This window comes from Gluconacetobacter dulcium, from assembly GCF_014174165.1.
Lineage (GTDB): Bacteria > Pseudomonadota > Alphaproteobacteria > Acetobacterales > Acetobacteraceae > Gluconacetobacter > Gluconacetobacter dulcium.
On sequence record NZ_JABEQN010000011.1, the window covers coordinates 51,505 to 77,767 of the forward strand.

Sequence of the window (26,263 nt, forward strand, 5' to 3'; positions counted from 1 at the left end):
TGTACCCGTCCTTTCGGCCGTCACGGAAGGCGTCATGCTCATCGGGGCACCAGCAGATGAAGCAGCGACGCCCCGACGAAGAATGCGACGGTGCTGGCGGCCCAGATTCCCACAAGCCAGCCGAACCGGGCGCTCCAGCGACGGGGCGCCTCCGACCCGTCGCCCTTCACGATTTCAATGATAGCCATCGGCCTCAGACACCTTCCCGCGAAACACGCGATAGGAGTAGATCGTATAGGTCAGAATGATCGGCAGCAGGATGGCGGTGCCGACAAGCTGGAAGAACTGGCTCGACGGTGGCGACGACACATCCCACAGGCTCAGCGTCGGCGGCACGGCATAAGGCCAGACCGTAATGCCCAGGCCGGACAGGCACAGGAAGAACCAGCCCAGCGCACACAGGAAGGGCACACGCGAATGCCCCTTCCGCAGGCTCGCCGCCAGCAGCAGGCCAAACACGACCACGAGAACCGGCACCGGGGCCACGATCGCGATGTTCGGCCATTCCGTCCAGCGCCGCAGATAGGGCGCATGCAGCAGCGGCGTCCAGAAACTGACGGCGACGATGCAGGCAAAAAGCCCGACGGCCAGCCGCCCGGCCCAGCGACGGCACGCCGCTTCCAGCCCGCCGGTCGTGCGCCACACCAGCCAGGTCGCGCCCAGCAGGGCATAACCGCACATCACGGACAATCCGCACAGGACGGTAAAAGGCGTCAGCCAGTCGAGCGAGCCGCCCGAAAAGGCGCCATCGGTCACCTTGACCCCCTGGATCACACCGCCAAGGATCGCCCCCTGGCAGAACGCGGCCACCGCCGAGCCTGTCATGAACCCGAAATCCCACTGTCGCGCCCGTGGCGTATCCCTGGTCATCACACGGAATTCAAACGCGACGCCGCGAAAGATCAGCGCGATCAGCATCAGCATGATCGGCAGATAGAAGGCCGGCAGTAGCGTGGCATAGGCACCGGGAAAGACGCCGTACAGAACGGCGCCGCCAAGCACCATCCAGGTCTCGTTGCCATCCCAGACCGGCGCGATGGTGCCGATCATGACGTTGCGCCGCGTCTCGTCGCGCTCCGCCACGAACAGCATGCCGATGCCCAGATCGAATCCGTCGAGAACGACATAGATCGAGATCGCGGCAATCAGGATCACGGCCCAGACAATCGGCAACCAATGTGCGAAATCCATCATCGCTCAGGCCCCTTTCGCGGCGGATGCGTCGACGACCGCGGGGTGCATATGCGTCGCCAGAATATCGGATGCATGCAGCGGATCGGCATTCCGTTCCCCTTCCTCCGGCGCGCGGCCCAGCAACCGGACGAGAATGCCAAGGCCGGACCCGAAGACGATAACGTAAACGACGACGAAAACCGTCATCGACACGACCATGCTCGACAGCACGATCGGCGATACGCTGTCGGCGGTCCGCAGCAGGCCATAGACCGTCCAGGGTTGCCGCCCGACCTCGGTGGTCACCCAGCCGCACAGCAGGGCCAGAAAGCCCGCCGGCGCCATGCACAGGGCGACACGGTGAAAGAGCGGATTCAGAAAGAGCGTGCTGTTCCGCCGATGCCACAGCGACCAGAGCCCGACCAGCATCATCAGGACGCCCAGCCCCACCATGATGCGAAACGAGAAGAAGATGATCGGAGAGGGCGGCCTTTCGTCACGGGGAAAATCCTTCATCCCCGGCACCTTGCCATCCAGGCTGTGCGTCAGGATCAGCGAGCCCAGGAGCGGAATGCCCACCGCATAATCCGTATGCTCGGTCTTCATGTTGGGAATGCCGAACAGCAGTTCCGGCGCGCGTCCTTCGCTGTTCCAGTCGCCTTCCATGGCCGCCAGCTTGGCGGGCTGGTATTTCAGCGTGTTCAGCCCATGGGCATCGCCCGCCAGAATCTGCAATGGCGCCACGATGGTCGCCATCCACATGGCCATCGAGAACATGACCCGCACCGGCTCGGTGGACATTCTGCCCTGCCGCCGCGCCTTCAGCAGATGCCACGCGCCGGTCGCGCCGACCGCGAAGGCCACCGACAGAAACGCCGCGAGCCCCATATGCACCAGACGGAAGGGAAAGGACGGATTGAAGATGATGGCCAGCCAGTCGTCGGGCAGAAACTGCCCGTTGGCCGGGTCGATCCGATAGCCACGCGGCGTCTGCATCCACGAATTGGACGCCAGGATCCAGGTCATCGAAATCAGCGTGCCGACGGACACGCAGCAGGTCGCGGCAAAATGCAGTCCACGCCCCACCTTGTTCATGCCGAACAGCATGACGCCGAGGAACCCCGCTTCGAGAAAGAACGCGGTCATGACCTCATAGGACAGCAGGACACCGGTAATCGGGCCGGCCTTCTTCGAAAAGACCGACCAGTTGGTGCCGAATTCGTAGGCCATGACCAGGCCGGACACGACCCCCATGCCGAAGACGACCGAGAACGCCTTGATCCAGTATCGGTAGAGATCGAGAAAGACCTGCCGTCCCGTGACCAGCCAGACCCCCTCGAGAACGGCCAGATAGGCCGCCAGCCCGATCGAAAAGGCAGGAAAGATGATGTGAACGCCCACAGTAAACGCGAATTGAAACCGCGCCAGAAGGAACGCTATATCATGAGCATTCTGCATCCATACCTTCCACACTCTTTCTCGACATCGACAGGAGGATGTCTGTTATTTTGCGCATCGGAAACCCCTATCGAGGGGCCAGATCCAGACACCGATGCGCAATGGATGGTCATCGCGCAGGGGGGAGTCCGGTCCTATCGTAGGATCATTCCAGCAGACGCGTCCAAGACCTTCTCTTTATAACAATATGCGTTTTGGTTATATCAAAGCGCCAATTCCATCCGTCCTGATTATGCACTATACCTGACGCCGTCACGCGACGACGCGATTTCCCCCTCTCTGACCCCCTCTCTGGACACATCAGGCCAGATACGACCCGGCAAGGAGTTTTCGAGTCTTGACCACGCCTCAACCCGTTGACGCAAAATTGACCCGAGCCGCGATGTTCCTGATCGTCACATTGCATGACGGCGCGGATGCCGCGATCGGCGCGCAGGTCCGGGATCTGCTGGGCGACATGTCCTCGCTGCTGCGGGGCATCGGCTTCCGCGCGCCCGACGGTCGCCTCAGTTGCGTGACCGGAATCGGCTCGGATGCGTGGGGCGTGCTCTTCGGCGGGCCGCGCCCGAAGGACCTGCATCCGTTCGTGGAAATTCACGGCGTGCATCACGCGCCGTCCACACCGGGCGATCTCCTGTTCCATATCCGCGCCACGCGGATGGATCTGTGCTTCGAACTGGCCAGCACGATCGTCTCGCGCCTCGAAGGCGCCGCGACCGTGACCGACGAAGTGCACGGGTTCAAATATTTCGACGAACGCGATCTGCTGGGCTTCGTCGACGGCACCGAAAACCCGTCCGGCCAGGCGGCGATTGACGCCACCATCATCGGCGACGAAGACCCGGATTTTGCCGGCGGCAGCTATGTCATCGTCCAGAAATACCTGCACGACCTGAAAAAATGGAACGCGATGCCGGTCGAAACGCAGGAAGACATCATCGGCCGGCACAAGCTGTCCGACATCGAACAGCGCGATTTCAACAAGAAGAGCTACGCGCACAATGTTCTGACGAACATCGAGGAAGATGGCGAACAGCTTCAGATCCTGCGCGACAACATGCCGTTCGGCGAGGTCGGCAAAGGCGAATTCGGGACCTATTTCATCGGCTACGCCCGCTCGCCCACCCGCACGGAACAGATGCTGCAAAACATGTTCGTGGGCAAGCCGCCGGGCAATTACGACCGGATTCTCGATGTCAGCACCGCCATCACGGGCGCGCTGTTCTTCATTCCCACCGCCGACTTTCTCGACGACGCGCCCGACCTGCCGTCCCCGCACCCGGCAGGGCACGACATGTCCGGGACTCCGGCGCCCGAAACCCGCGATTCCGGCCGCACCTCCCTGGGTATCGGCTCACTGAAAGAGAAACCGTAACATGAACAACCTCCATCGCCATCTCGCACCCGTTTCCAGCGCGGCCTGGGAGCAGATCGAAGAAGAAGCCGCCCGTACGATCCGGCGCCATCTGGCGGGTCGGCGCGTGGTCGATACGTCCGAGCCGCGCGGGCTTGCACTGGCGGGAATCGGCACGGGGCGCGGCAACCGGATCGACGCGCCCGAAGGCGGCATGCGCGCCGTAAAGCGCGAAATCCTGCCGCTCGTCGAATTGCGGGTCCCCTTCACCCTGTCACGGGAAGAGATCGACGCCGTCGATCGCGGCTCGCAGGATTCGGATTGGCAGCCGGTCAAGGATGCCGCGAAGACCATCGCGTTTGCTGAAGATCGCGCCATATTCGACGGGTACGCCGCCGCGGGCATCCAGGGCATTCGCGCGGCAAGCTCCAATACCCCGCTCACGCTTCCGGCACTGGCCCAGGACTATCCACGGGTCATCGCCGAAGCACTCAACACGCTGCGGCTGGCGGGTGTGAACGGCCCCTATTCGGTCGTGCTGGGGGCACAGGCCTATCTGGCCGTCAGCGCCGGCGACGATGACGGCTATCCCGTGCGCAGGCACATCGAAAGCATGATCGACGGCAAGCTTGTCTGGGCACCGGCGATCGAAGGCGCCTTCGTCGTCACCATGCGCGGCGGCGACCTGGCGCTCGATATCGGACAGGATGTCTCGATCGGCTATCTCAGCCACACGGCCGATACGGTCGAACTCTATCTCGAGGAAAGCTTCGTCTTCCGCGTCCTGACCAGCGAGGCGACCGTGGCGATCAGGGCCGCGGACGCAAAGGCCGTTTCAACACCCTGAGCGGGAACGTCCCGCACCCGCGCCGCGTTCAATTCCCCTGACGGGCGGATTCGAAAAACCGCTTCGTCAGCGCGTCGCTTTTCAATCATGCGAGCAGGATCAAATATGTCTCACGATCGCGTTCCCCACGCCGCCAGCTCCCTGCGGGACCTCGGGCGCAAGGCGATGCACTCGCCGAAGCTTCTGACCAGGGAAGAGGTCATGCGCATCGCCGAACACGTCCTCAAAGGCGGCGAGCATGCGAGCGACCTGGAAAAGGAAATCGCCAGAAAGGCGACCCATAATCCCGAAGGAATGGAAGCGGACGAACTGGTCGTCCTCGGGAAAAAGACCCTCGAAGACAAATAAGGGCAACCCGCCTGAAAGGGCATCGGGCGGCCGGGCCTGATGGCCCGGCCGCCCCGTGCGTCAGGCGACGATCGCCTTGCGCAGGTTGGTGTCCAGCACCGCCAGGAAATCCTGGGTCGTCAGCCATTTCGCATCCGGCCCGATCAGCAGGGCCAGGTCCTTGGTCATCTGTCCCGCCTCGACCGTCTCGACGCAGACGCGCTCCAGCGTCTCGGCGAAATGGGTCACGTCGGGCGTGTCGTCGAACCGGCCGCGATAGGCCAGGCCGCGCGTCCACGCGAAGATCGAGGCGATCGGATTCGTGCTGGTCGGCCGGCCCTTCTGGTGCTCGCGATAATGGCGCGTCACCGTGCCATGCGCGGCCTCGGATTCCACCACGTCGCCGGTCGGGTTCAGCAGGACCGAGGTCATCAGCCCCAGGCTGCCGAAGCCCTGCGCCACGATGTCGCTCTCCACGTCGCCGTCATAGTTCTTGCACGCCCACACATAGCCGCCGCTCCATTTCAGGGCGGAGGCCACCATGTCGTCGATCAGGCGATGCTCGTAGGTCAGCCCCAGCTTCTCGAACTCGGCCTTGAACTCGGCGTCGTAGACTTCCTGAAACACATCCTTGAACATGCCGTCATAGGCTTTCAGGATCGTGTTCTTGGTCGAGAGATAGACCGGCAGCTTGCGGTCGCGGCCATAGGTCAGCGACGCGCGGGCAAAACCCTCGATCGACGCACGGGTATTGTGCATGCCCAGCGCCACGCCGGGGCCTTTGAAATCATGCACGTCGAGGGTCACGGGCGCGCTGCCGTCGGCGGGCGTGTAGGTCAGCGTCACCTTGCCGGCACCGGGGATCTTGGTCTCGGCGGCGCGATAGATGTCGCCATAGGCATGGCGGCCGATCACGATCGGCTGCGTCCAGTGCGGCACCAGGCGCGGCACGTTGGAGCAGATGATCGGCTCGCGGAAGATCGTGCCGTCGAGGATGTTGCGGATCGTGCCGTTGGGCGAACGCCACATCTTCTTCAGCCCGAACTCGGTCACGCGGGCTTCGTCGGGGGTGATGGTCGCGCATTTCACGCCGACCCGGTATTTCTTGATCGCCTCGGCGGCCTCGACGGTCACCTTGTCGTCGGTGGCGTCACGATGCTCAATTCCCAGATCGTAATATTTCAGGTCGATATCGAGGTACGGGAGAATCAGCTTCTCCTTGATGAAGCTCCAGATGATCCGCGTCATCTCATCGCCGTCGAGTTCGACAACCGGTTCTTTCACCTTGATCTTGGCCATACGGCATGTCCTCTTGGTTCTGCTTGCCTACGAGGGCGAAACATTTCATGGGAGCCGGAGAAACCTGACGGTCCCCGGCCTGCCCCCGCCCTGTCCTGGCCGCGCGATGCGCCAGCCGCGAAATCCGGGCTCAATCTCATACCGGCCTGCAAGCAGGCTGCCTAGCAGTCCTCGCAACTCTGTTATGACGATCGCGACATTCTACTTGCGAATGATTATCATTTGAATATAATAGGCCGCACACCTTGCCCGATGGAGTCCCGGATGCAGCGTCATCTCTCGACCGGTTCCACCCTGATCTCCTCCCTCCTGGCCTATGACCGGAACGGCCCCTCCTCCTCCCCCCGCCGCGACCGCGCGGGCAACCCGCCCGACCACCCCGCCCCCGCCCGCCTTCCCTCCCTCCCGCCCCGGCCGAACCCCTCGCGCACCCCCCTGGGATCACGATCGGGTCATCCCCTCGGCGCACTGATCCAGATCATAGCGCAGGGCCATGCCGACATGATGGAGTAGGCGCGCAATCCCGACCAACGCGCCGGAGGCCGCGACCATGCATGCGATGAGACTGGATGCCCCACACGCCGCACTCCAGTGGGTGGAACTGCCGGACCGCCAGCCCGGCCCCGGCGAAATCCGGGTCCGGGTCGGCGCCTGCGGCGTCTGCCGCACCGACCTGCATGTCGTGGACGGCGACCTGCCCTTCCCCGGCCATCCCGTCATCCCGGGCCACGAGATCGTGGGCCGGATCGACGCGCTGGGCGAGGGGGTGCAGGGCCTGCATCCGGGGCAGCGGGTCGGCATCCCCTGGCTGGGCCATACCTGCGGCACCTGCCGCTACTGCCACAGCGGCCACGAAAATCTCTGCGACCACCCGCTCTTCACCGGCTACACGCGCGACGGCGGCTATGCCACGGCCGCCATCGCCGATGCCCGATACGCCTTCCCGCTGGGCGAGGACGGCGACGATGTCGATCTGGCCCCCCTGCTCTGCGCGGGCCTGATCGGCTGGCGGTCGCTGGTCATGGCGGGCGAGGACGCCCGGACGCTGGGCCTCTACGGCTTCGGCGCCGCAGCCCACATCATCGCCCAGGTCGCGATCTGGCAGGGGCGCCGGGTGTACGGCTTCACCCGGCCGGGCGACAGCAAGACGCAGGATTTCGCACGCGGCCTCGGCGCGGTCTGGGCCGGCGGATCGGACGAACAGCCGCCCGAACCGCTGGACGCCGCCATCATCTTCGCGCCGGTGGGCGCGCTGGTCCCCGCCGCCCTGCGCGCGGTGCGCAAGGGCGGCCGCGTGGTCTGCGCCGGCATCCATATGAGCGAGATCCCGGCCTTCTCCTACGATCTGCTCTGGGAGGAACGGCAACTGGTCTCGGTCGCCAACCTGACGCGACAGGACGGCCTCGATTTCCTGTCCCTGGCCCCCAGGATCGGCATCCGCACCAGCACGACGCGCTATCCCCTGCGCGAGGCCAACCGCGCGCTCGCCGACCTGCGCGCCGGACGGTTCGAGGGCGCGGCGGTCCTGGTGCCCTGACTCCGGCGCCGGAAGCCCTGCCCTGCGCGGCGATCGTGCTTTCGTACTGGTATTTTCGGCGGCTATTCTTTATGGAGCGCGATCCCGCCACCGTGCCCTCGCCTGTCTCGCGCCACGTCGCGACGTGGCCCCTTCTGTCCGGATGATCCGCCTCATGCCTTTTCCCGAAACCCATCCCGCCCTTCGGCGCGCCCTCGACGCGCGCGGCTATGACGAGCCCACACCGGTCCAGCAGGCCGTGCTGGATGTCGCGGCGGACGGCAAGGATCTGCTGGTGTCGGCCCAGACCGGATCGGGCAAGACGGTCGCCTTCGGGCTGGCCATGGCCGACACGCTGCTGGGCGGGGCGGAACGGTTCGGACCGGCCGGCGCGCCCCTGGCCGTCATCGTCGCCCCCACGCGCGAGCTGGCCATGCAGGTGCAGCGCGAGCTGACGTGGCTGTACGCACCGGCGGGCGGTCGCATCGTCTCGTGCATCGGCGGCATGGACGCGCGGCGCGAGGCCCGGGCGCTGGAACTCGGCGCCCATATCGTCGTCGGCACGCCGGGCCGCCTGTGCGACCACCAGCGCCGCGGCCGTCTGGTCCTGTCCGACCTGCGCGTCGTGGTGCTCGACGAAGCCGACGAAATGCTCGATCTCGGCTTCCGCGAGGAACTGGAGCAGTTGCTGGACGCGATGCCCGCCACGCGCCGCACGCTGCTGTTCTCGGCCACCATCGCCAAGGAAATCGCCTCGCTGGCCCGGCGCTACCAGCGCGACGCGCTGCGCATCGACACGCTGTCGGGCGCCCGCCAGCACGCCGACATCAGCTATCGCGCCGTGCTGACCGACCCGCGCGAGATCATCCCGGCGGTGGTCAACATCCTGCGCTATACCGACAGCCCCACCTCCATGGTGTTCTGCGCCACCCGCGAGCTGGTGCGTCACATGCAGGGCGCGCTGCTGGAGCGCGGCTTCGCCTCGGTCGCCCTGTCGGGCGAACTGGGCCAGAACGAGCGCACCCGCGCCATCGACAGCCTGCGCACCGGCCAGGCCAGCGTCTGCGTCGCGACCGACGTGGCGGCGCGCGGCATCGACATCCCGGCACTCGCCCTGGTGGTGCATGCCAGCCTGCCGACCGACAGCGCCACCCTGCTGCACCGTTCGGGCCGCACCGGCCGCGCCGGCCGCAAGGGCGTCTGCGCCCTGGTCGTACCGGTTTCGATGCGCCGCCGCGCCGAACGCCTGCTGGCCATGGCCAAGGTCACGGCGGAATGGACCGCCGTCCCCACCGCCGACGCCATCCGCGCCCAGGATTTCGAACGCCTGCTGACCGACCAGAGCCTGACCGAAGCCGCCGCCCCCGGCGACGAGGAGCAGGTCGCCCGCCTGGCCGCCGACCGCACCCCCGAACAGTTGGCTACCGCCCTGCTGCAAATGTACCGCGCCCGCCTGCCGGACCCGGAGGACATCCGCCCCCTGCGCGTCGATGCCCCCCGCCCGGCGCGTGACGGCGAACCCGCCGCCCGCCGCGAGCGCCCCGCCCGCGACGAACAGGCCCCGCGCGGCGACGGCGTATGGTTCTCCATGAGTGTCGGCCGCCAGGACAAGGCCGACCCGAAATGGCTGGTGCCGCTGATCTGCCGCCTGGGCGGCGTGCGCAAGAACGAGATCGGCTCGATCCGCATCGCCGGCGACCATACGCTGTTCGAAATCGCCACGACATCGGCCGAGCGTTTCAGCGCCTGCGTCGCCGCCACGGATTCCGACGAAGTCCAGATCAGCGCGGCACAGGCTCCGGCCGGTGGTGGCGGTGGTGGTCGGGGCGGCGATCGCGGCCCCGGTGGCGCCCCGCGCGGACGCGGTCCGCGTAGCGCCCCCCCGTCAGGCGCTCCCCGCCGTCGCCCGGCGGCAGGGCCGTCATCGCGCAAGCGCGGCGCCTAAAGCCGCCCGGAACCGTCCACTGCCCGGATACCTCTTCCGGGCAGAACCACGGTCGGCGGCCCTACGCCACCGAGTCCACGGCCTCCGGCGCGAAGACCGCAACACGGGAGGCCGAGGCCGCCGCCGGCTTCGTCGTCGGCGGAACACGGTCGAAAATTTCGCGCAGAGTGAAACGGGAGACCGTCTCCTCCATGCGCTGCGTCTCACGCACTAGGCTCAACGAAGCGGCGGTGACTTCCTCGCCCATCGCGGCGTTCTGCTGGGTCGAAGCGTCGATCTCCCGCACGTTATCCGCGATATGCCGGACTTCGCTGGCCTGCGTCCGCATGGACGCGACGATCGCCCCGAGATGCCGGGTGATATCGTCCATGACAGCCGATACCCGCCCCAGCGACCCGTCGGCCTCGCCGACCAGGCCGACACCCTGATCGATAGACAGCACCGCTTCGCGGATCTTCTGACGAATGTCGCGGGCCTGCTCGGTCGATCGGGTCGCCAGATTGCGGATTTCCGTCGCCACCACGGCGAAACCCCGCCCGGACTCGCCCGCCCGCGCCGCCTCGACGCCCGCATTCAGCGACAACAGATTGGTTTGCAACGCGATATCGTCGATCACTCCGATGATCGTCTCGATCTCACGGGACGATGTTTTGATGACCGCCATCGTTTCCGTGGCCTTGACCATCGCCCGGAGCGTCGCATCCATCGACATCCCGACCGTCTCGACCAGTTTCCCGGCCTCGGAGGCCGACTGCGCGGCATCGCGGGTCCCGTCGGAGAACGTCGCGATGCCGGTCGACATGCTGCCGACATCCCGGGCCTGCCCCTCGGTACGCCCGGCAAGATCACCAACGGCTGACGAAATCTCCGCCGAGGCCGCGGCAACGGCCTGGATGCTCTGTTTCACCTCGTGGAATGCCGTCGCCAATTGCGCGATGGATGCGTTGAAGACCTGCGTCAGGCGCGCATAATCGGGCGCGACCTCCCTCTCGATCCGCGCCAGCAGATTGCCCCTGGCAACCTGCGACAGAGCCCTGTCGAGTTCGGCAATGAATGCCGCCATTTCGGCTTCCTGCCGGCGGATCTGCTCCATGCTGGCTTCCAGATCGGCGCTCAGCCTGATCTGCTCCGCATGGGCAGCTTCCGCCTGCTGCTCGCGCCGCTCCGCTTCAGCACGGCGATGGTCGGCATCCCGCGAAAGGGCCTCGGATCGCTGGAACGCCCCACGTAGCGAGGCCGCCAGCCAGACCAGCGCCACCGTCTCCACGATCAGGATCGCCGCATGCAGAACAAGGCGGAAACTGTCGCAGCCGCCAGGATAAAGCAGGTCGGGGCGATAGAAATTGAGGCCGATATGCTGCACCGCCACCATCAGGGCGGCAATCACGATGGCGGAGCAATCACAGGTCGCCGCAACGAACACCAGCGCGGCAAAGTAGCCCATATGCACATCGACCTGGAGCTTGTTGCCTGCCAGCAGCGCAATGATGGCCGAAATGTTCGAGACGATCCCAAGACTGGCCGCCGACGAGATCCAGGAAGACCCGGCACCGCCAAACATCATGGACAGTGCCAGGGCATTCAAGCCGATACTGGCCACAAACCAGGCATATCCGCCGAAACCATAAAAACACATTCCCCCCACGACCAGGGCAAGAACGGCATCAAGGACCAGAAGAAAACAGAGAGCCCTTCTGGTTATGGTTTCGAACGACATGTCATGACCACTCTCCGTCACTGGAAATGGCGCACTCCCACCACTCCGACGGCATGGACGACGGGATTAAAGGGGCCGGAACAGCCCCGATGGCCAACTTCATCACAACATGAAAATGCGCGCGGGCCAATTCCCGCGCGCATTTCCCGACAGGCTTTTACAGGCCGCCCGTCAGCACGCTGGCAGCATCGGCACGGGTCTTCTGGCTCAGCGCATTCAGGCTGTTCTGTTCGGCGGTGCCGGCGGCACGCACGCGGTCCATCTGGGTCTGCGGCATGTTACGCACCGCATTGACCGTATTGCGGCCGCTCTGCACGCGCTGCTGCACACCCTGGGTCACTCCATCGCGATAGGCCCGGCCACGGCCGGCAAGGCAGTCCTCGCGCTGGGCCAGGCGACCGGCGACATCCCACCCCGGCGCCTTGGACTGCTTGCCGGACTGGGCGCAGGCATCGTCCGCCGCGCGGGCAACCGGCATGGCGATGGAGAGCCCGGCCAGAACGGTTATCGGCATGGCGAAAGCAAGCAGGCAATTCCGGATCGTCATTGATCGATTCTCATGTTCTGTGACAACAGCGCACGGAACCATGCCGTGATGGCGGGAATAGGTCCATCGTATGGCAGAACCGGGTCTGCCGCATAGGTCGGTTCCACCCCCGGCATTCCGGCGTTTTTCAGGCCGTCGCGCCCCCCGATTTGATCCCGGACCTTTTCCCTATATGTTCATAAAACGAATAAATAATAACAATTATGGAAAAAACGACATAAATATCATCGCGGATTTCGGGTGATCGTGATGCAGCCGGTTGGCGCTCTGCCGCAATGCAAGGGACTGATGGAAATCGTGGCCGCCACCACTCCGCACCATCGCGGCATGGTCTCCACCTTCGCCTTCGTCTCGCGCATGCTACCCACCGCGATATCGGCCGTGCTGACAGGCCCGATGTTTCGCCTCTCCGGCGGCGGCCGCGCGACATGAATCCGATCCCCCTCGACGGCGCCGGGCATGCGGGCCACGATGCGCCCTCTGTCCGCGTCCGGGAGCCCAAGGAGCTGTCGTCCATGTCCACCTTTTCGTGTCCCGCCCAATGAGCCTGGAGTCCGTCCGCGCCTTCCTGGCCGAGTACGCGCCCGAGCTGGATATCATCGAACTGGACCAGCCGACCGCGACCGTGGCCGAGGCTGCCGCCGCACACGGCACCCATCCGGCCCAGATCGCCAAGACCATCTCGCTGCGACTGGGCGAGCAGGTAGTGCTGGTGGTCGCGGCCGGCACCGCCCGGCTCGACAATCGCAAGACCAAGGAAGTCTTCGGCCACAAGCCCCGGATGCTCGACCGCGCGGAGGTCGAGTCCCTGACCGGTCACCCGGTGGGCGGCGTCTGCCCGTTCGGCCTGGCCGATCCGCTGCCGGTCTATTGCGACGTATCGCTCCGCGCGTTCGAGACGGTGCTTCCCGCCGCCGGCGCGATCAACAGCGCCGTACGCCTGTCTCCCGACCGCCTGGCCGAACTGACCCATGCCGTCTGGGTCGATATCTGCCAGGCACGCACCTAAAGCATCATCCGACCGGATGGACTCATCTGGTCGGATAAAGATGCTCGATAAAACAATAATCTAGAGCCATATCGGTGAACCAGTGTGAACGGATATCGCTCAAGAACATTTCCACCGAAGGCCGGTTCGATGGAAATGCTCCGATCCGCTCTAGCGGATCGTCACCGACGGCGGCGGTGGCAGCGCCACCGTCGGTGCGGGCTGAAGCTGCACTGCCGGCGCTGGCGGCGCGGCCCCGACTGGCGGAGCCGTCTTGACCACCGCCACGGGAATGGCGGTATAGCGCGGCTTCGACGGCGGTTTGGGATGCCGCGACAGGGTCAGGAACAGCACGCCATAGGCCACAGCCAGCACGACCAGCACCCCAAGCTTGAGCTTTTTCGGGTTCGGCAGCCTGGGCAGAATGGATGAGGGAGCGGAGCGCAGGCGCATGGCGGGGATGATATTCCTGAACTGGCGGGTGCGTCGGCGCGCAACTGGTGAAGAGAGATCATACACCAGACAGACGTACTCTGCACGGGCAGCGGAAAGCCCGGAAGACGGTCTCCATGGCGCGAAACCGCCTGTCCAGAGTAACCCTGACGAGAACGCCGGACATCACGATGCGATTTGCAGCGATCGGGGGATCCTCCCCGCAGGCATTTTCCGGGTAAAAAATCGAATGAGGAAAGGATATTGTAAACCCTCACCCGAGATAAGCGTCTCTGACCTCACACGGCATGACCAGCATGCCGGGCGACAGAGAGGCCTGTCATCGATGCCCTACGGCGACGGTATCCGACAGACCCGAAGGCGCTCAACCGTCCGAATCATCCTATCGTCTCGCCATATTCCGGGAGCCACGCCGACGTGCCGCGCCGCCTTATCCATTTCATTCACGCATGCCCCGCCCTGCTGCTCCTGATCAGCCACCCAGGCTGGGCCGCCGAACAGCCGCAGACAGCCGACCTGTTGCTCGAAGCGCCCTATCGCCGGGCCTATGTCGTCATGCAGCGCCTTCCGGACTGGGTCAGTCGCGGGCAGGCGACCTCGACGCCCATAGCACGGCTCGTGACCAGCGGCCGCAGCTACCTGCTGGGGCATCTGTGCAAGCCCCACGATTGCGATAACAACCAGCTCGATATCGTTTTCGCCGCAGACGGCCACGCCGCCTGGGGATTGCTGCATACCCGGCCGAACGAACGGCAGCCTTTCCTGCAAAGCTGGCTCGGCAATCCCGATCAGGAAATGCAGGCCCTGCTGCTGCGGAACCATGCCGCCCTCAACCCGCCCACACCCTGAACGCATCGTTCGGCGCAGAGAGACGCTGCGCCGGGCACCCTTTCGTCCTCCGGCACTTCCTGCCATAGTCCCGCCGATTCCGCGCCGCCGCTGCCCGACCCGGCCCGGCGTTCCCCGGGGAAAGCACGGGATCGCCGTCGAGAAGCGCGCGTCGCGTCCCCGGGGCCTCGCACCAGTGGAATACCCAGTGTGACGATTACCCATCCTGGCCGGCTTGCAGTCCTGTTCCTGTCCGGCACCCTCGCCGTCTCCCCCGCCTTCGCGCAGACCGACGACGATGAGGCAGCCGCTCCTCCCCCCGCGGTGCAGTTGCAGAAGATCGTGGCAGTGCTGCAGAGTGATCCAAATTCCACGAGCCAGTCATGCGTCGATGCCCTGACCGAACTGCACAAGACGCAGGACACGCTGGAAGCCGAACAGAAGCGGACCAATGACCCCGATATGGCAGTCGCTCGGGACGTACTGGAAACCGATTTCGAAACCGCGGTCGAATCCTGCGCTGCCGACGCCACCGCCTTATGTGACAAGCACGGCAGCGATCCCAAGGTAGCCCGGGCCTGCACGACCCTAGTCCAGCCCGGCCCTGCCCCGAAATAAGCGGCAGGGGCAGAGAATACCGGCGCGCCCTGCCAAATCGTTCAGCCGCGCCGTTCACCGCCGCGTAGGGCGTCGAGCCGCTCCAGCCCGTCCGCGCTGCCCAGCACGGCAGCCTTTTCTGTCCGGCGCAGCCGCTTGACCGCACTGTCCGGATCGGGGCTTTCCGACAGTTTCAGTAACCCGACCAGCAGGTCGGGATTGATCGGGTCGCCCGGCCGGCGTGGCGGCGGCAGCATCGCGCGGTGCGCGGCCATCAGTCCGGGATCAGCCAGCAGAAGATGGATTGCCTCGCCACCCTCGGCCTCCGGCCGGGCGGCGTTGGCGGCAGCGGCACGGCGCAGGATATCCGGCGGCGACGTTTCCTCGGGAATCAGCAACAGTCCGGCCCGCAGCAGGGCCTGGCCGGCATCACGGCTGCTGGTTGCCGCTGCCAGCGGAATGGCGAAAACCAACCCCAGCAGCACCGGCGTCATCCACAGAAACAGCGGGATCGACACACTCCACGCACAGGCGCCCAGGACCAGGCCAAACAGCATGTAAATCCAGTAGGCCCGCACCGTATCCATGAACGGCACCCCGCCATCGTCGCGGCGCTGCGCGTTCCAGCCCGAATCACGTCCCAGCAGGATCGACAGCACGCCCGAGGTCTGGATCAGCATCGCTACCGGCGCGACTAGCCCGCCGATCAGCGTTTCAACCAGCACCGACAGCGCCGCCCGCACCGCTCCGCCGCAGCCCCGACGAGTGGCCGGATCGAACAGCAGCGCGACATAGGCCAGCAGCTTGGGTGCCAGCAGGATCCCCATGGTGCCGATGAACACATATTTCGCCTGTTCCGGATCAACGTGCGGCCAGTTCGGATAAAGGGATTTGGTATCGCCGAAATATTCCGGCTTCTCGAAGCGCGACTGCAACGAGATCAAAATGCCCGCGAGCAGGAACAACAGCCACAGCGGCGACGTAACATAGGAGCCGATGCCCATGAGCATGTGCAGCCGGCTGACCCAATTCAGGCCCCGTGTCCCCACCACCTTGGCATGTTGCAGATTGCCCTGGCACCAGCGGCGGTCGCGGATCGCGATGTCGGTCAGCGACGGCGGGCTTTCTTCGTACGATCCGGGCAGGCCCGGCACCATGTGAATGGCCCAGCCGCCCCGGCGCATCAGCGCGGCCTCGACGAAATCATGGCTGAGGATATGTCCACCGAACGGCTTGCGCCCCGGCAGATGGGGCAGGCCCGCCTGTTCGGCGAAGGCACGGGTGCGGATCACCGCGTTATGCCCCCAGTAATTGCCCTCCGAACCATGCCACCAGGCAATGCCGTGGGCGATCAGCGGACCATAGACCCGGCCCGCGAATTGCTGCATGCGCGCGAACAGCGTGGTGCCGTTGACGATTTCCGGCAGGGTCTGGATCAGGCCCACACCCGGATTGCGCTCCATGGCAGCCACGATGCGCACCACCGTCCCGCCCGCCATCAGGCTGTCGGCGTCCAGCGTGACCATCTGGGCATAGGCCCCGCCGAAACGACGTACCCATTCGGCAATGTTGCCCGCTTTGCGCTCGGTGTTCAGTGGCCGCCGGCGATAGAAGATGCGCCCGTCTCCACCCGTCGCTGCCCGCAGAGCCAGGAACGCAGCCTCTTCCTCGACCCACACATCCGGATTGGTGGTGTCGGAAAGAATAAAGAAATCAAACGAGTCCAGCCGGCCAGTCGCCGCCATGCTGTCATACATGGCGCGCAGGCCGGCCATCACCCGTCCCGGACTTTCGTTATATGTCGGCATCAGCAGGGCGGTGCGGGTCGAAAGCGCCGGCAATTCCCCGTCGCATGCAATCCCCAGCCCCAGACCACCATGACGCAATAGCGAGACGAAACCGCCCACGGCGGAAGTGAAGGCCAGCGCAATCCACTGGAACAGCAGCACGAACAGGACGAGCACGACCACGCCCAGCACCGAGTACCCCACCGAGTTCAGCACCCGGTTCATCGCGTAGGCGCCATAGATCGTCAGCAGGGTGGCCGAACCGATCACCGCCAGCCGCCGCAGTGCCATCAGCGCAGGCTCGGTAACCGGCACGCGCGGCCGGCCATGCGTCAGGGGAGGTTCGGACAGCGATTGCGTCGCCATCTCCAGCGGAGCTTCGTCCGGCAGGGCCCGAAACGCGCCACCATCGCCTGTCCCCGGCCGGGAGCCGTCTCCCATGCCCATCTCTGCGCGCAGCCCTAGGGTGTCCATCGGTAGGTCCATTGTTCGGAGACCGGCCCGGCATCATTGGCCAGGACGCAAGTCAGTTCGGCGATCCTGGCGTTGCCCGGCGCGAATTCGAATGTCGTGCGCCACCCCTGGATGGCCGGATCGGGTTCGACCACGACGTTGCGGATCGTCCCGGCCGAACTGCTGGGCACCAGATGGAATTTGGCATCCGGCGGCAAATTCTCGAATGGCGTGCCGCTGAAATCGATCGCAAAGAACCGCGCGGCCGGATCATCGGTCACCGCACCGACACGGGTGGCGGCAATCCGCGCCAGCTTGGTCGGCCAGGGCGTATCCCAACCCCAGTACATGCGATAGGTAAAGGCATATTCCTGCCCCGCCGCCAGCCCACCGCTGGGGCGCCAGAACGAAACGATGTTGTCGTTCACCTCGTTGGGCGTCGGGATTTCCACCAGATCGACCGCACCTGGCCCCCAGTCGCCAATCGGCTCGATCCACAGCGACGGACGCTTTTCGTAATTGAGCGCCAGATCCTCGAAATCGGCGAAAGCCCGCTTGCGCTGCATCAGCCCGAAGCCGCGCATCGAATTGTCCGAGAACGCCGAGAATTGCAGGTCACGCGGATTGCGCAGCGGCCGCCACAATTGCTGGCCGCTACCGGTCCAGATCGAAAGTGCTTCGCTGTCATGCGCGGCAGGGCGCCAGTCATCGACATGATTGCGGTCGTTGGCATCGAAATAGAACATGCCCGTCAGCGGCGCGATGCCCGGTTCGTCGATCTTCGTGCGCGGATACACATAGGACTGCACATCGAAAACAGTCATGTCGCCCGGGCGGATGGTAAAGCTGAAAGCCCCCGCGACCGACGGGCTGTCCAGCAGCGCATGCACCACCACGGAATCGACCCCTGGCTGTGGCTTTTCCAGCCAGAAGGCGCGGAACAGCGCGAATTCTTCACCTTTCGGATTGCCCGTGCCATCGGCGAAACCACGGGCCGAGAGGCCGTAATTCTGCCCCTTGGCCACCGCGCGGAAATAAGACGCACCCAGAAAGACGCAGAATTCCTCCATTACGCCCGGCGTGTTGATCGCATAGCGCAGACGCAGCCCGGCAAAACCCACATTGTCCGGCACCTTCAGCTTCGGGTCGCCATAGGTGAACAGATCGGGATTATAGGGCACCGGCGCCGATTTGCCGTCCACAACCTCATAGATCTCAATACGGGGACGGTAGAGAAAACCGCGTGGGAAGAATTCCACGTCGAAGGCCAGGTTCTGGCCGTGCCAGAGCGCCTGGTCCTCGCGATAGGCGATCGAGCGGTACTGATCGAAATTCATCGAATCAATCGCTGCAGGCAGGGTCTGCTCGGGCGCACGATAGGGCCGGCGCGACAATTGCTGGGCGATCCGGCGCACCGTGCCTGCCTCGAAGGCGCCGGTCGGTGAGGGCGCACCAGGTGCGTCGGCATGGGCGGCGCGGGCGCCTGCCCCCAGCATCGACAGCAGGGAGACACCCGCTCCGGTCTTCACGAGATCGCGTCTTAACATCCTTGCTCCCCGAACGCCGCGCATGGCAACGCCATCCGTCCATGATCTGCCACCGGCGCCAGAGCGCCAGCGGGTTGCGTTGCAGCGCCGCTGACGTCGGCGCCTCCAAAGCCATACAGGCAATCTCTTAATTATGACAAAGGCCTGTGGCCACATTGCGGCGCGTTGTGACAATTCCCAAACATGAAATGATCAACGCAACGGCACATGGCCCTCATCGCGGTGCGAGACGCGTAGCCAGTTCGCGCAACGCCGGCAGGGCCGCCTGTGCTGCCCGCTCCTCGATCTCGCGATACAGACGCAGGATCTCGATCCCGGCCGGCGACAACTCGGCACCACCGCCCCCACCCGGTCGGGTCGCCACCACCGGCTCCGCGAAGGCGGCATTCATCGCCTCGACCAGCAGCCACGCGCGTCGATAGGACATCCCCATCGCCCGCGCAGCGCCGGAAATCGAACCGCTGGCACCGATGGCTTCCAGCAAGCGGATCTTGCCATGACCCAGCAGCGGCGCGTCATGCGCGTCGATCCGCACCGTCAGACGCGCATCCTCCATCCCACACCGTCTCCCGCTCCCGATAGCGCCAGCACTGTCCGCCTGCGCGCCGCATGCTATGCTGGAGTTGTCGCCCGCCTGTCGAGAGCGTTTTTGCCGCCCATGCCGACTGCCACATCCATACCAGGCTCCCGCCAGCCAAGCTGGCGCACCATGCATCCGATCGATCTGCCCGCCGTGCTGGATATCGCGGCGCGCGTGCATCCCGCCTATCCCGAAGGCGAATCAGTCTTCGCCGAACGGCTCGCCCTATGCCCCGTCGGTTGCCTGGTCCTCGACCGAGGCGCGGGGCTCGAAGGCTATGTCATCAGCCATCCCTGGTGCGCCGCCGCCCCGCCGGCATTGGATTGCGCACTGGGCGCGCTGCCAGCACGGCCGGATTGCTGGTATCTGCACGATATCGCACTGTTGACCGACGCCAGGGGTCAGGGCGCCCCTGCCACCGCGCTGGCGATCCTGGCCGAACGCGCGGCATCGGCCGGCCTGTCGCGCATTGCACTCATCGCGACCGGCAGTGCCGGAGCTTACTGGCTGCGTGTCGGATTCACCCCGATCGACGAGCCGGAGGCCACCGCCATTCTCGCCAGCTACGACCCGAAAGCACGGCTGATGACCCGTGCCGTGCAACCGGGCTAACACGTCAGCAAGGCGGCGCCGTCAGGCTGGCAAACCACCGCATTCCGTCAGCGCGGCCCGCACGCCGATTGCGCGAATAGCCTCGCGGGCGGCGACGATGGCATCGGTCAACGCAACGCTCCGCACGTCGCGCCAACCATCGAAGGCTGGCAGGGCCAGCGCCGCGCGCAGGTCTTCGGCATCGGCCAGTTCCAGTTGTGCGGCATCCAGCGTCGGTTCCGCAGGCGTATATTGCTCGCCCGTTTCATCCATACCGCGCAACGCTTCCAGATAGGCCGCGATGCCGAAGGCGATACGCCGCAGATCGCCACCATCGGACAGCACGCGCCGCACCGTTTCGGTCCAGAAAACCTGAATCTTGGACGATCCATCGCCTCCGATCCGCAGCAACTGGTCCGCCATCGCCGGATTGGAAAAACGCCGCAATATGCTGCGCCGGTAATCCTGCGGGTCCAGGCCAGCCGGCGAATCAAGACGCGGAATCACATCCAGTTCCAGATAGGCATTGACGAACCGCGCCAGATCCCGGTCGCGCAATGCCTCATCCACCTGGCGATAGCCCAGCAAGATGCCAGGGAAGGCCAGCAGGATATGCGACGCATTCAGCATCCGTACTTTTACGTGCTCATAGCCGGTCACATCGGCCACGAACTGAACGCCCGCCTTCTCCAGCCCCGGCCGGCCGGCGCAGAACCGGTCTTCCACCACCCATTGGGTGAAATCCTCGGCCACCAGCGGCAGCGCATCGTCCAGACCGCTGGCGGCATTCAACGTGCGGGCAATCGCGTCGTCCACCGACGGCGTGATGCGATCGACCATGCCGTTGGGGAAGGTGACATGGGCCTCGATCCACGCCGCCAGATCCGGATCGCGCGCCTGGGCGAACCCCAGGAACGCCGTCCGCGCCACATCGCCATTATGGCGCAGGTTATCACAGGAAAGCACGGTGAACGGTCCGCTCCCGGCGGCGCGACGACGGGCCAGAGCTTCGACAACAAAGCCGAAAATGGTCGTCGGCAGGGCATCAGCGGCCAGATCAGCCCGCACCGCAGCGTTATGCAGGCGAAACGCCCCTGTCGTCTCGTCGATGTTGTAGCCGCCTTCGGTGATCGTCATGCTGACAATACGCACCGCTGGATCGGCCAACAGGTCCAGCACGGCTGTCGGATCGGCCGGGGCCAGCAGATAGGCATGCAGGGCACCGATGACCCGCACTGCCCGCGCACCGTCCGGAGCGGCCTCGGTCAGGGAGTAAAGGCAGTCCTGCTCCGTGAACTGGCTGGCCTTGCGTTCGGACCGCGCCCCCGCCGTCAGCCCGACACCGGCGATCCCCCAATCCTGCTGCCCCGCCAGCGCCAGGCAGCGATCGACATAGAAGGCTTCGTGAGCCCGGAAGAAATTGCCGACCCCAAAATGCACAATACCGGTCCGGATGGTGGCCGGATCATAGCCGGGGGCGGACACACCCGCCGGAAGAGTCTTCAGGATCGTCCGGTTCAGCATGGGATCTACCCTCCGCTTTTCTTCGTCTCTGCATATGGATGCGCCGCACCGTCAGACCAGACCGCCTCCACCGCGCGCTCCAGATCTTCATGCAGCATCCCCAGAGTGAACTGCATGGGCGCGCTCCAGGAGGGACCCGGCGGGTGCAGCACTGCCAATACGGTCGCCGCGTCCTCGCGCGAAATCCTTCGGCGGCCACGCGCCGCGCGCGCGCAACGGCGCGAAAGCTGCGACAGCACGCGCGCCAGCGCCCGCCGTTCGGCATCCAGGGCCGCATCCACGCTCGGCAACTCCCCCGCCTCGGTCGCCGCACGGGCGGCGAAGACCGCACTGCCGCGCAGGCGCCGCAGCAGGCCGGGCAGAACATCCAGCAGCGGATCGGCCTTGCGGCACAGGATGCGCAACCCCTCCACCCTGGCCTCGGCTACCGCGCCGTAGATTTCCTGCAAATGGGTGCGGCATGCCTCGTCGATCGTCTCGATCGTATCGTGATCCAGTTCGCCACGCAGCGCGCGGTCCAGCAGATCCGCGATATCGGCGATCAGCCGGCCGGACGCAGTCAGCACGTCTCCTCGCGCGGCATCGTGCAGCACGAACATCGTCACCACGAGCGAGGTCACGACACCGATCAGGATCGAGGCGATCCTGTCCAGCGGTCGCAGGAACGGGTCACCGCTGATCGGAAACAGCAACACGATCATCAGCGTCACGGCGGCGAAGCGCAGGTTCGGTCGCGCCGCCGCCAGCAGCGCCAGCGGCGTCAGCGCCAGCCAGAACGCAACCCAGTCCGGCAGTATCCCCGTCTGGACCATCAGGATAGCCAGCAGCCCCGCCCCGGCCCCGACCAGCGTGCCCACGATCTGGTCCCGCCCGGTGGTCAGGGTCTGGGTAATCCGGCTTTGCGTGACGATGACCGAGGTAATCACCGACCAGACGGGTTCATGCAGATGCACCACCCGCGCCAGAAGGTCCGACAGCAGAACCGACACCAGCAGGCGCGCCGCCTGGCGGATTTCCGCACCCCTGGGTTCCAGCACCCGGCGGATCGCCGTCCAGCGCGCAGGCGGCGGCGCAACCGGACCGTCCGCAACATTCAGAGCATCACGGTCCATGATGGGCTACGAACGTTATTTCGCGTCATCCGCCAACGGCAGGGGTACCCAGCGCAGGCCGTCGGCATTCTGAACCAGGAACAGAATCGACCGCCGATGCTTGGCCCGCGCCGCATCGACCGACCGCCGCAGATCGGCAGGGGTCGCGACTTCGGCCTGCTGAACCTGGGTGATCACGTCGCCGGCCCGCAGGCCGCGATCCGCCGCCGCTCCATCCGGCGCCACACTGGTCACGACCACGCCCTTCTGCCCTTCGGCCAGGTTGAATTTCTGCCGGGCCACGTCGTCGATCGCCCCCACGGTCAGGCCCAGGCCCTGAAGCTGGACGCTGCCCTGCGCCTTGGCATCGGGCTTGGGGGCCGGCACCTCCTTGGGGTCCTCGGGCAGCGCGCCGACCGTGACCGAGGCCGTCACTGCCTGGCCATGCCGCCAGACCCCCAGCTTCACCACCTGTCCGGGGGCCGTGTCGGCCATCAGGCGCGGCAGGGCGCGGCCGTCGATCTCCTTGCCGTTCAGGGTCTGGATCACATCACCGACCTGCAATTTCGCCGCGGCGGCCGGTCCCTTGGCTTCGACACCGGCGATCAGCGCGCCATGAGCGGCCTTCAGCCCCAGCCCGTCGGCGATGTCCTGCGTCACGTCCTGAATTCGCACGCCGATCCAACCGCGCGAGACCTTGCCGGTGCGGCGCAACTGATCGATGATTCCCCGCGCCTCGGCCGAGGGGATCGAAAATCCGATACCAATCGACCCGCCGGACGGCGAATAGATTGCGGTATTGATCCCGATCACCTGCCCCTGCATGTCAAACAGCGGACCGCCCGAATTCCCTTTGTTGATCGGCGCATCCGTCTGGATGAAATCGTCGTATGGCCCCTGCTCGATATTGCGGCCGCGCGAGGAGATGATGCCCGCCGTCACCGTACCGGACAAACCGAACGGGTTGCCGATCGCCAGCACCCAATCCCCAACCCGCGCATGGTCGCTGTCACCAAAGACCACGGCGGGTAGCGGGTGGGAGGTCTCCACCTTCAGCACCGCAAGATCGGTCCTGTCATCGTGCCCAATCAGCTTGGCCTTGAGAACGGTATTGTCCTGGAGCGTCACCGTGATCTGGTCCGCGTGGCGGATAACATGATTGTTGGTGACCACGATCCCAGACGCATCGATGATGAAGCCCGACCCCAGGGCCTGCATCTTGCGCGGCGCAGCCTCCGGACCGTTCTGGTGGCTCATGAAATCGTGGAAAAATTTCTCGAAGGGCGACCCTTCGGGGAAATTCGGGATCTGCGGCGCATCCTCGCCGTCACCATCCGCCTCCCCATCGTCATCCCCAGGCTTGACCGTCTCGGTGGTCGAGACGTTGACCACTGCCGGCAGCAACCGTGCCGCCAGATCGGCAAAACTGTCGGGGGTCCCCCGACCCGGCCCAGGCAGGCGGATCGATGGCGCGGCATCGGCCTGCGGCGGTGCCGGCGGGGGCGGCACCATGGCAGGCTCGGCCCAGGCGGCGCCCGCCGCGGTCAGGGACAGGGAAACCGCCAGCCCGACGGCGGCGAACGGGCGAGGGAAAACCGGAACAGGCAAAGACATCGGGTACAGCGCTTCCAGCAGTCAGGTCGTCGTGACCAGACTATCCTAGAGCATGATCGCGCCCGAATCGGAAGGGCTGACCCGCGCCCCGCGCGGGACGATCAATGGTTGGGGAGAAATGCACCCGCCGGAGCCCCCGTCAGTTCCACCAGCCAGCGCGCGACAGCCTCGCCCAGCAGCAGGTAGCCCCGGTCGCCCATATGCAGCCCGTCGGGTGACAATTCGTCACGGTCCATACCCAGCTCGGCACACCAGGATTTCATGCGGGCATAACGGCCGAAGACCGGAATCCCCAGGTCCGAGCCGATGCGATGCACCGCCGGGACAAAAGGCGGGAAGGCCGCGCATTCCTCAAGCATACGGCAATATTGCGGGTCGATCAGCGCCAGGTCGGACCCCGTCGCGCGGGTGGCCAGCAGATCCCGGCGTGTCAGATCCTCGTAGGTTTCCAGCTTCACGCCCTGCCAGGCATCGTTGCTGCCGGTCTGCCACATCACGAGGTCCGCGTCGTCGGCCAGCACGCCGGGCAGGCGATCGTGCATTTCCTGCGCGCCGTTGCCGCCGATCCCGCGATTGATCACCGTCAACCCGCCCGTCACGAAGGGCGCCAGGGTGCGTTCGAAGACGGCGGCGAAGCCATGTTCCGGACTGCTGGCACCGATCCCCTCGGTGGTCGAGGACCCGAACAGGGTCACGCGCACCGGCCGGCCGCGCCGCAGCCGGTCGGTCAGGCGCGGCAGGATGGGAGAGGGCGGACGTTCGATCGCATCATTCATCAACGGGCTCTTTCCATTACGCTCCCCGCAGGAGCCGGGTTACCGCGTCCCTCCGCTGCCGCAGGAGGCGCCGCCTGACGCTGTTTCTGCCTGATGCGCGCCCGATCGAGAACCGTCGCGAGTTCCCACAGGATCGTGAATCCAATCACATTCACCGCGATCTGCAACATCCAGCCCGAACCGAAGGAGGTAAAGATCAGCCGCGCATACAGGTCGATCACCGTCCCCGCCGAGAAGACTTCCAGCGAATGGCGCCCGAAGAGCGCCATCACCCGCCCTATCCGTCCCTCCGCAGCACCACGCACGCCATGCGAGGACTGAACCAGATAGAAGATTGCCAGCACGTCCAGCAGCCGCAGCGGGGCGAGTACGCTCTTGTCCGGCGCGGTGATGGCGAAGGGCCGCAGATCGGGCAGACCCCATTGCTGCCAGGGAAAGGCCTCGAGCGCGGAGACGGCCAGATAGAGGCCACAGACCCAGCGCAGCCAGCCCCGGCGCGGCAGGCTGCCGTCATGCCGCCCGGCCACCACGGCGGCGCAGGCCCCCAGCGTGAACAGGAACTGCCAGGCCAGCGGATCGAAATACCAGCCATCCGGGTCCAGCCAGTTGGGGAAATTGATCGAGGGGTCGAGGTTAATGAGCAGCCACAGGCTGGCACTCAGCGCCAGCGTCAGCCACAGACTGACCCGCATCATCAGATAGATCAGCGGGAAAACCCCGAGCAGAACCATATAAAGCGGCAGGATATTCAGATTGCTGGGCAGCGCGTCGAGAAACAGGACCCGCCAGAAGGAGCTCAGCCCGTGGGCCAGTTCGGGCTCCAGGAAATCGACCGGCACCGGCCAGAATGCGCGCCAGTATCGGATGGTGGCCGTGGTCACTACCACCATGACGGCCTGGAAGACGTACAACCGCACGCAGCGCCGCCACACCCGGCCCACACCGGCCCGTAACCCGACGCGCTCGAAATTCCGGCCATAGGCCAACCAGGAAGCATAGCCCGCCAGCAGCACGAAGATCTCTGCGGCGTCGGCAAAGCCGACATTGCGCAACGTAAAGCGATTCAGCACGTTCTGCGGAATATGATCGACGAACATCATCAACAGCGCGACCCCGCGTAGCGCGTCGATCCGGTGATCACGCCGGCTGCCCGGCGGCCTTGGCGGCACCGTGGCCCCTTGTCCTGATCCGGACGAGACCTGCGGACCAGGCGCAGATGCAGTCATATCAGCCGGCTCTCCTGCCCGCCGC

The 26,263-nt window shown here is 65.4% G+C and carries 25 protein-coding genes and 1 pseudogene; 11 read left to right on the forward strand and 15 right to left on the reverse strand.

Annotation, left to right across the window (positions count from 1 at the left end; genetic code table 11):
* Positions 1 to 38: 38 nt before the first annotated feature.
* The 3 genes from HLH25_RS10295 to HLH25_RS10305 are packed head-to-tail and all read right to left on the reverse strand — an operon-like array spanning position 39 to position 2,631.
* Positions 39 to 188, reverse strand: a complete 150-nt coding sequence (locus HLH25_RS10295) for a DUF2474 domain-containing protein (RefSeq protein ID WP_182973974.1) — start codon at positions 186 to 188, stop codon at positions 39 to 41.
* Positions 175 to 1,194: a cytochrome d ubiquinol oxidase subunit II gene (gene cydB / locus HLH25_RS10300; RefSeq protein ID WP_182973975.1), complete on the reverse strand. Its 1,020-nt coding sequence runs from the start codon at positions 1,192 to 1,194 to the stop codon at positions 175 to 177. Before cydB ends, HLH25_RS10295 begins: the two co-directional genes overlap by 14 nt.
* 3 nt (positions 1,195 to 1,197) lie before the next feature.
* A complete protein-coding gene (locus tag HLH25_RS10305) occupies positions 1,198 to 2,631 on the reverse strand; it encodes a cytochrome ubiquinol oxidase subunit I (RefSeq protein ID WP_182973976.1) in 1,434 nt (477 codons plus the stop codon).
* A 337-nt stretch (positions 2,632 to 2,968) separates the two neighbouring features.
* Here HLH25_RS10305 and HLH25_RS10310 point away from each other — a divergent pair, with 337 nt between their 5' ends.
* From HLH25_RS10310 to HLH25_RS10320, 3 genes are all read left to right on the forward strand, one after another.
* Positions 2,969 to 4,006, forward strand: coding sequence for a Dyp-type peroxidase (locus HLH25_RS10310; RefSeq protein WP_182973977.1), 1,038 nt, complete (start codon positions 2,969 to 2,971; stop codon positions 4,004 to 4,006).
* Between the two features lies 1 nt (position 4,007).
* Complete coding sequence (locus HLH25_RS10315; protein ID WP_182973978.1) at positions 4,008 to 4,832, forward strand: family 1 encapsulin nanocompartment shell protein; 825 nt, start codon at positions 4,008 to 4,010, stop codon at positions 4,830 to 4,832.
* 105 nt (positions 4,833 to 4,937) lie between these two features.
* The gene (locus HLH25_RS10320; RefSeq protein ID WP_182973979.1) at positions 4,938 to 5,180 is read left to right on the forward strand and encodes a hypothetical protein; all 243 of its coding nucleotides are present in this window, start codon (positions 4,938 to 4,940) and stop codon (positions 5,178 to 5,180) included.
* Between the two features lie 60 nt (positions 5,181 to 5,240).
* On the opposite strand, the gene HLH25_RS10325 is transcribed toward HLH25_RS10320, so the two are convergent.
* On the reverse strand, positions 5,241 to 6,458 hold the full coding sequence (locus HLH25_RS10325) for an NADP-dependent isocitrate dehydrogenase (protein WP_182973980.1): 1,218 nt from the start codon (positions 6,456 to 6,458) through the stop codon (positions 5,241 to 5,243).
* A gap of 264 nt (positions 6,459 to 6,722) precedes the next feature.
* Here HLH25_RS10325 and HLH25_RS10330 point away from each other — a divergent pair, with 264 nt between their 5' ends.
* From HLH25_RS10330 to HLH25_RS10340, 3 genes are all read left to right on the forward strand, one after another.
* Positions 6,723 to 6,971, forward strand: a complete 249-nt coding sequence (locus HLH25_RS10330) for a hypothetical protein (RefSeq protein ID WP_182973981.1) — start codon at positions 6,723 to 6,725, stop codon at positions 6,969 to 6,971.
* A gap of 37 nt (positions 6,972 to 7,008) precedes the next feature.
* Positions 7,009 to 7,995: a zinc-dependent alcohol dehydrogenase family protein gene (locus tag HLH25_RS10335; RefSeq protein ID WP_182973982.1), complete on the forward strand. Its 987-nt coding sequence runs from the start codon at positions 7,009 to 7,011 to the stop codon at positions 7,993 to 7,995.
* A gap of 154 nt (positions 7,996 to 8,149) precedes the next feature.
* Positions 8,150 to 9,919 carry a DEAD/DEAH box helicase gene (locus tag HLH25_RS10340; protein WP_182973983.1) on the forward strand — a complete coding sequence of 590 codons (1,770 nt, stop codon included), beginning with the start codon at positions 8,150 to 8,152 and terminating at the stop codon, positions 9,917 to 9,919.
* 61 nt (positions 9,920 to 9,980) lie between these two features.
* On the opposite strand, the gene HLH25_RS20655 is transcribed toward HLH25_RS10340, so the two are convergent.
* Entirely contained in the window at positions 9,981 to 11,519 is a 1,539-nt protein-coding gene (locus HLH25_RS20655; protein WP_220791774.1) for a methyl-accepting chemotaxis protein, read from the reverse strand.
* Positions 11,520 to 11,793: 274 nt separating this feature from the next.
* Positions 11,794 to 12,183, reverse strand: coding sequence for a hypothetical protein (locus HLH25_RS10350; protein WP_246401961.1), 390 nt, complete (start codon positions 12,181 to 12,183; stop codon positions 11,794 to 11,796).
* 258 nt (positions 12,184 to 12,441) lie between these two features.
* Here HLH25_RS10350 and HLH25_RS10355 point away from each other — a divergent pair.
* A pseudogene (locus HLH25_RS10355) lies at positions 12,442 to 12,615 on the forward strand (cation:proton antiporter); the annotation flags it as partial.
* Between the two features lie 109 nt (positions 12,616 to 12,724).
* Positions 12,725 to 13,192: a YbaK/EbsC family protein gene (locus HLH25_RS10360; RefSeq protein ID WP_182973986.1), complete on the forward strand. Its 468-nt coding sequence runs from the start codon at positions 12,725 to 12,727 to the stop codon at positions 13,190 to 13,192.
* A gap of 150 nt (positions 13,193 to 13,342) precedes the next feature.
* On the opposite strand, the gene HLH25_RS20010 is transcribed toward HLH25_RS10360, so the two are convergent.
* A complete protein-coding gene (locus tag HLH25_RS20010; RefSeq protein ID WP_182974055.1) occupies positions 13,343 to 13,690 on the reverse strand; it encodes a hypothetical protein in 348 nt (115 codons plus the stop codon).
* Positions 13,691 to 14,041: 351 nt separating this feature from the next.
* On the opposite strand from HLH25_RS20010, the gene HLH25_RS10370 reads away from it, so the two are divergent.
* Positions 14,042 to 14,473, forward strand: coding sequence for an Ivy family c-type lysozyme inhibitor (locus tag HLH25_RS10370; RefSeq protein WP_310889087.1), 432 nt, complete (start codon positions 14,042 to 14,044; stop codon positions 14,471 to 14,473).
* Between the two features lie 189 nt (positions 14,474 to 14,662).
* Complete coding sequence (locus HLH25_RS10375; RefSeq protein WP_182973987.1) at positions 14,663 to 15,070, forward strand: hypothetical protein; 408 nt, start codon at positions 14,663 to 14,665, stop codon at positions 15,068 to 15,070.
* A 41-nt stretch (positions 15,071 to 15,111) separates the two neighbouring features.
* Here HLH25_RS10375 and mdoH read toward each other — a convergent pair whose 3' ends face one another.
* From mdoH to HLH25_RS10390, 3 genes are all read right to left on the reverse strand, one after another.
* On the reverse strand, positions 15,112 to 17,277 hold the full coding sequence (gene mdoH, locus HLH25_RS10380) for a glucans biosynthesis glucosyltransferase MdoH (protein WP_182974046.1): 2,166 nt from the start codon (positions 17,275 to 17,277) through the stop codon (positions 15,112 to 15,114).
* Positions 17,278 to 17,297: 20 nt separating this feature from the next.
* Positions 17,298 to 18,836, reverse strand: coding sequence for a glucan biosynthesis protein (locus HLH25_RS10385; protein ID WP_182973988.1), 1,539 nt, complete (start codon positions 18,834 to 18,836; stop codon positions 17,298 to 17,300).
* A gap of 214 nt (positions 18,837 to 19,050) precedes the next feature.
* Positions 19,051 to 19,392 carry a winged helix-turn-helix domain-containing protein gene (locus tag HLH25_RS10390; protein WP_182973989.1) on the reverse strand — a complete coding sequence of 114 codons (342 nt, stop codon included), beginning with the start codon at positions 19,390 to 19,392 and terminating at the stop codon, positions 19,051 to 19,053.
* A 102-nt stretch (positions 19,393 to 19,494) separates the two neighbouring features.
* On the opposite strand from HLH25_RS10390, the gene HLH25_RS10395 reads away from it, so the two are divergent.
* On the forward strand, positions 19,495 to 20,028 hold the full coding sequence (locus HLH25_RS10395) for a GNAT family N-acetyltransferase (RefSeq protein WP_246401963.1): 534 nt from the start codon (positions 19,495 to 19,497) through the stop codon (positions 20,026 to 20,028).
* A gap of 21 nt (positions 20,029 to 20,049) precedes the next feature.
* Here the strand turns inward: HLH25_RS10395 and HLH25_RS10400 are convergent, their stop codons facing one another.
* From HLH25_RS10400 to HLH25_RS10420, 5 genes are all read right to left on the reverse strand, one after another.
* Positions 20,050 to 21,531, reverse strand: coding sequence for a mannitol dehydrogenase family protein (locus tag HLH25_RS10400; protein ID WP_182973991.1), 1,482 nt, complete (start codon positions 21,529 to 21,531; stop codon positions 20,050 to 20,052).
* Positions 21,532 to 21,536: 5 nt separating this feature from the next.
* Positions 21,537 to 22,643 (reverse strand): FUSC family protein, encoded by a 1,107-nt coding sequence (locus tag HLH25_RS10405; RefSeq protein ID WP_182973992.1) that lies wholly within the window; start codon positions 22,641 to 22,643, stop codon positions 21,537 to 21,539.
* Between the two features lie 15 nt (positions 22,644 to 22,658).
* Positions 22,659 to 24,236 (reverse strand): DegQ family serine endoprotease, encoded by a 1,578-nt coding sequence (locus HLH25_RS10410; RefSeq protein WP_182973993.1) that lies wholly within the window; start codon positions 24,234 to 24,236, stop codon positions 22,659 to 22,661.
* Positions 24,237 to 24,337: 101 nt separating this feature from the next.
* Complete coding sequence (locus HLH25_RS10415) at positions 24,338 to 25,012, reverse strand: SGNH/GDSL hydrolase family protein (protein WP_182973994.1); 675 nt, start codon at positions 25,010 to 25,012, stop codon at positions 24,338 to 24,340.
* A complete protein-coding gene (locus HLH25_RS10420) occupies positions 25,012 to 26,238 on the reverse strand; it encodes an OpgC family protein (protein WP_182973995.1) in 1,227 nt (408 codons plus the stop codon). Before HLH25_RS10420 ends, HLH25_RS10415 begins: the two co-directional genes overlap by 1 nt.
* Between the last annotated feature and the right edge of the window lie 25 nt (positions 26,239 to 26,263).

Excerpts from the sequence above, each read along its gene's own strand:
- HLH25_RS10295 (WP_182973974.1), bottom strand. The coding sequence starts at position 188 with ATGGCTATCATTGAAATCGTGAAGGGCGACGGGTCGGAGGCGCCCCGT.
- cydB (WP_182973975.1), bottom strand. The coding sequence starts at position 1,194 with ATGATGGATTTCGCACATTGGTTGCCGATTGTCTGGGCCGTGATCCTG.
- HLH25_RS10305 (WP_182973976.1), bottom strand. The coding sequence starts at position 2,631 with ATGCAGAATGCTCATGATATAGCGTTCCTTCTGGCGCGGTTTCAATTC.
- HLH25_RS10315 (WP_182973978.1), top strand. The coding sequence starts at position 4,008 with ATGAACAACCTCCATCGCCATCTCGCACCCGTTTCCAGCGCGGCCTGG.
- HLH25_RS10320 (WP_182973979.1), top strand. The coding sequence starts at position 4,938 with ATGTCTCACGATCGCGTTCCCCACGCCGCCAGCTCCCTGCGGGACCTC.
- HLH25_RS10325 (WP_182973980.1), bottom strand. The coding sequence starts at position 6,458 with ATGGCCAAGATCAAGGTGAAAGAACCGGTTGTCGAACTCGACGGCGAT.
- HLH25_RS10330 (WP_182973981.1), top strand. The coding sequence starts at position 6,723 with ATGCAGCGTCATCTCTCGACCGGTTCCACCCTGATCTCCTCCCTCCTG.
- HLH25_RS10335 (WP_182973982.1), top strand. The coding sequence starts at position 7,009 with ATGCATGCGATGAGACTGGATGCCCCACACGCCGCACTCCAGTGGGTG.
- HLH25_RS10340 (WP_182973983.1), top strand. The coding sequence starts at position 8,150 with ATGCCTTTTCCCGAAACCCATCCCGCCCTTCGGCGCGCCCTCGACGCG.
- HLH25_RS10350 (WP_246401961.1), bottom strand. The coding sequence starts at position 12,183 with ATGACGATCCGGAATTGCCTGCTTGCTTTCGCCATGCCGATAACCGTT.
- HLH25_RS10360 (WP_182973986.1), top strand. The coding sequence starts at position 12,725 with ATGAGCCTGGAGTCCGTCCGCGCCTTCCTGGCCGAGTACGCGCCCGAG.
- mdoH (WP_182974046.1), bottom strand. The coding sequence starts at position 17,277 with ATGGGAGACGGCTCCCGGCCGGGGACAGGCGATGGTGGCGCGTTTCGG.
- HLH25_RS10385 (WP_182973988.1), bottom strand. The coding sequence starts at position 18,836 with ATGTTAAGACGCGATCTCGTGAAGACCGGAGCGGGTGTCTCCCTGCTG.
- HLH25_RS10390 (WP_182973989.1), bottom strand. The coding sequence starts at position 19,392 with ATGGAGGATGCGCGTCTGACGGTGCGGATCGACGCGCATGACGCGCCG.
- HLH25_RS10395 (WP_246401963.1), top strand. The coding sequence starts at position 19,495 with ATGCCGACTGCCACATCCATACCAGGCTCCCGCCAGCCAAGCTGGCGC.
- HLH25_RS10400 (WP_182973991.1), bottom strand. The coding sequence starts at position 21,531 with ATGCTGAACCGGACGATCCTGAAGACTCTTCCGGCGGGTGTGTCCGCC.
- HLH25_RS10405 (WP_182973992.1), bottom strand. The coding sequence starts at position 22,643 with ATGGACCGTGATGCTCTGAATGTTGCGGACGGTCCGGTTGCGCCGCCG.
- HLH25_RS10410 (WP_182973993.1), bottom strand. The coding sequence starts at position 24,236 with ATGTCTTTGCCTGTTCCGGTTTTCCCTCGCCCGTTCGCCGCCGTCGGG.
- HLH25_RS10415 (WP_182973994.1), bottom strand. The coding sequence starts at position 25,012 with ATGAATGATGCGATCGAACGTCCGCCCTCTCCCATCCTGCCGCGCCTG.
- HLH25_RS10420 (WP_182973995.1), bottom strand. The coding sequence starts at position 26,238 with ATGACTGCATCTGCGCCTGGTCCGCAGGTCTCGTCCGGATCAGGACAA.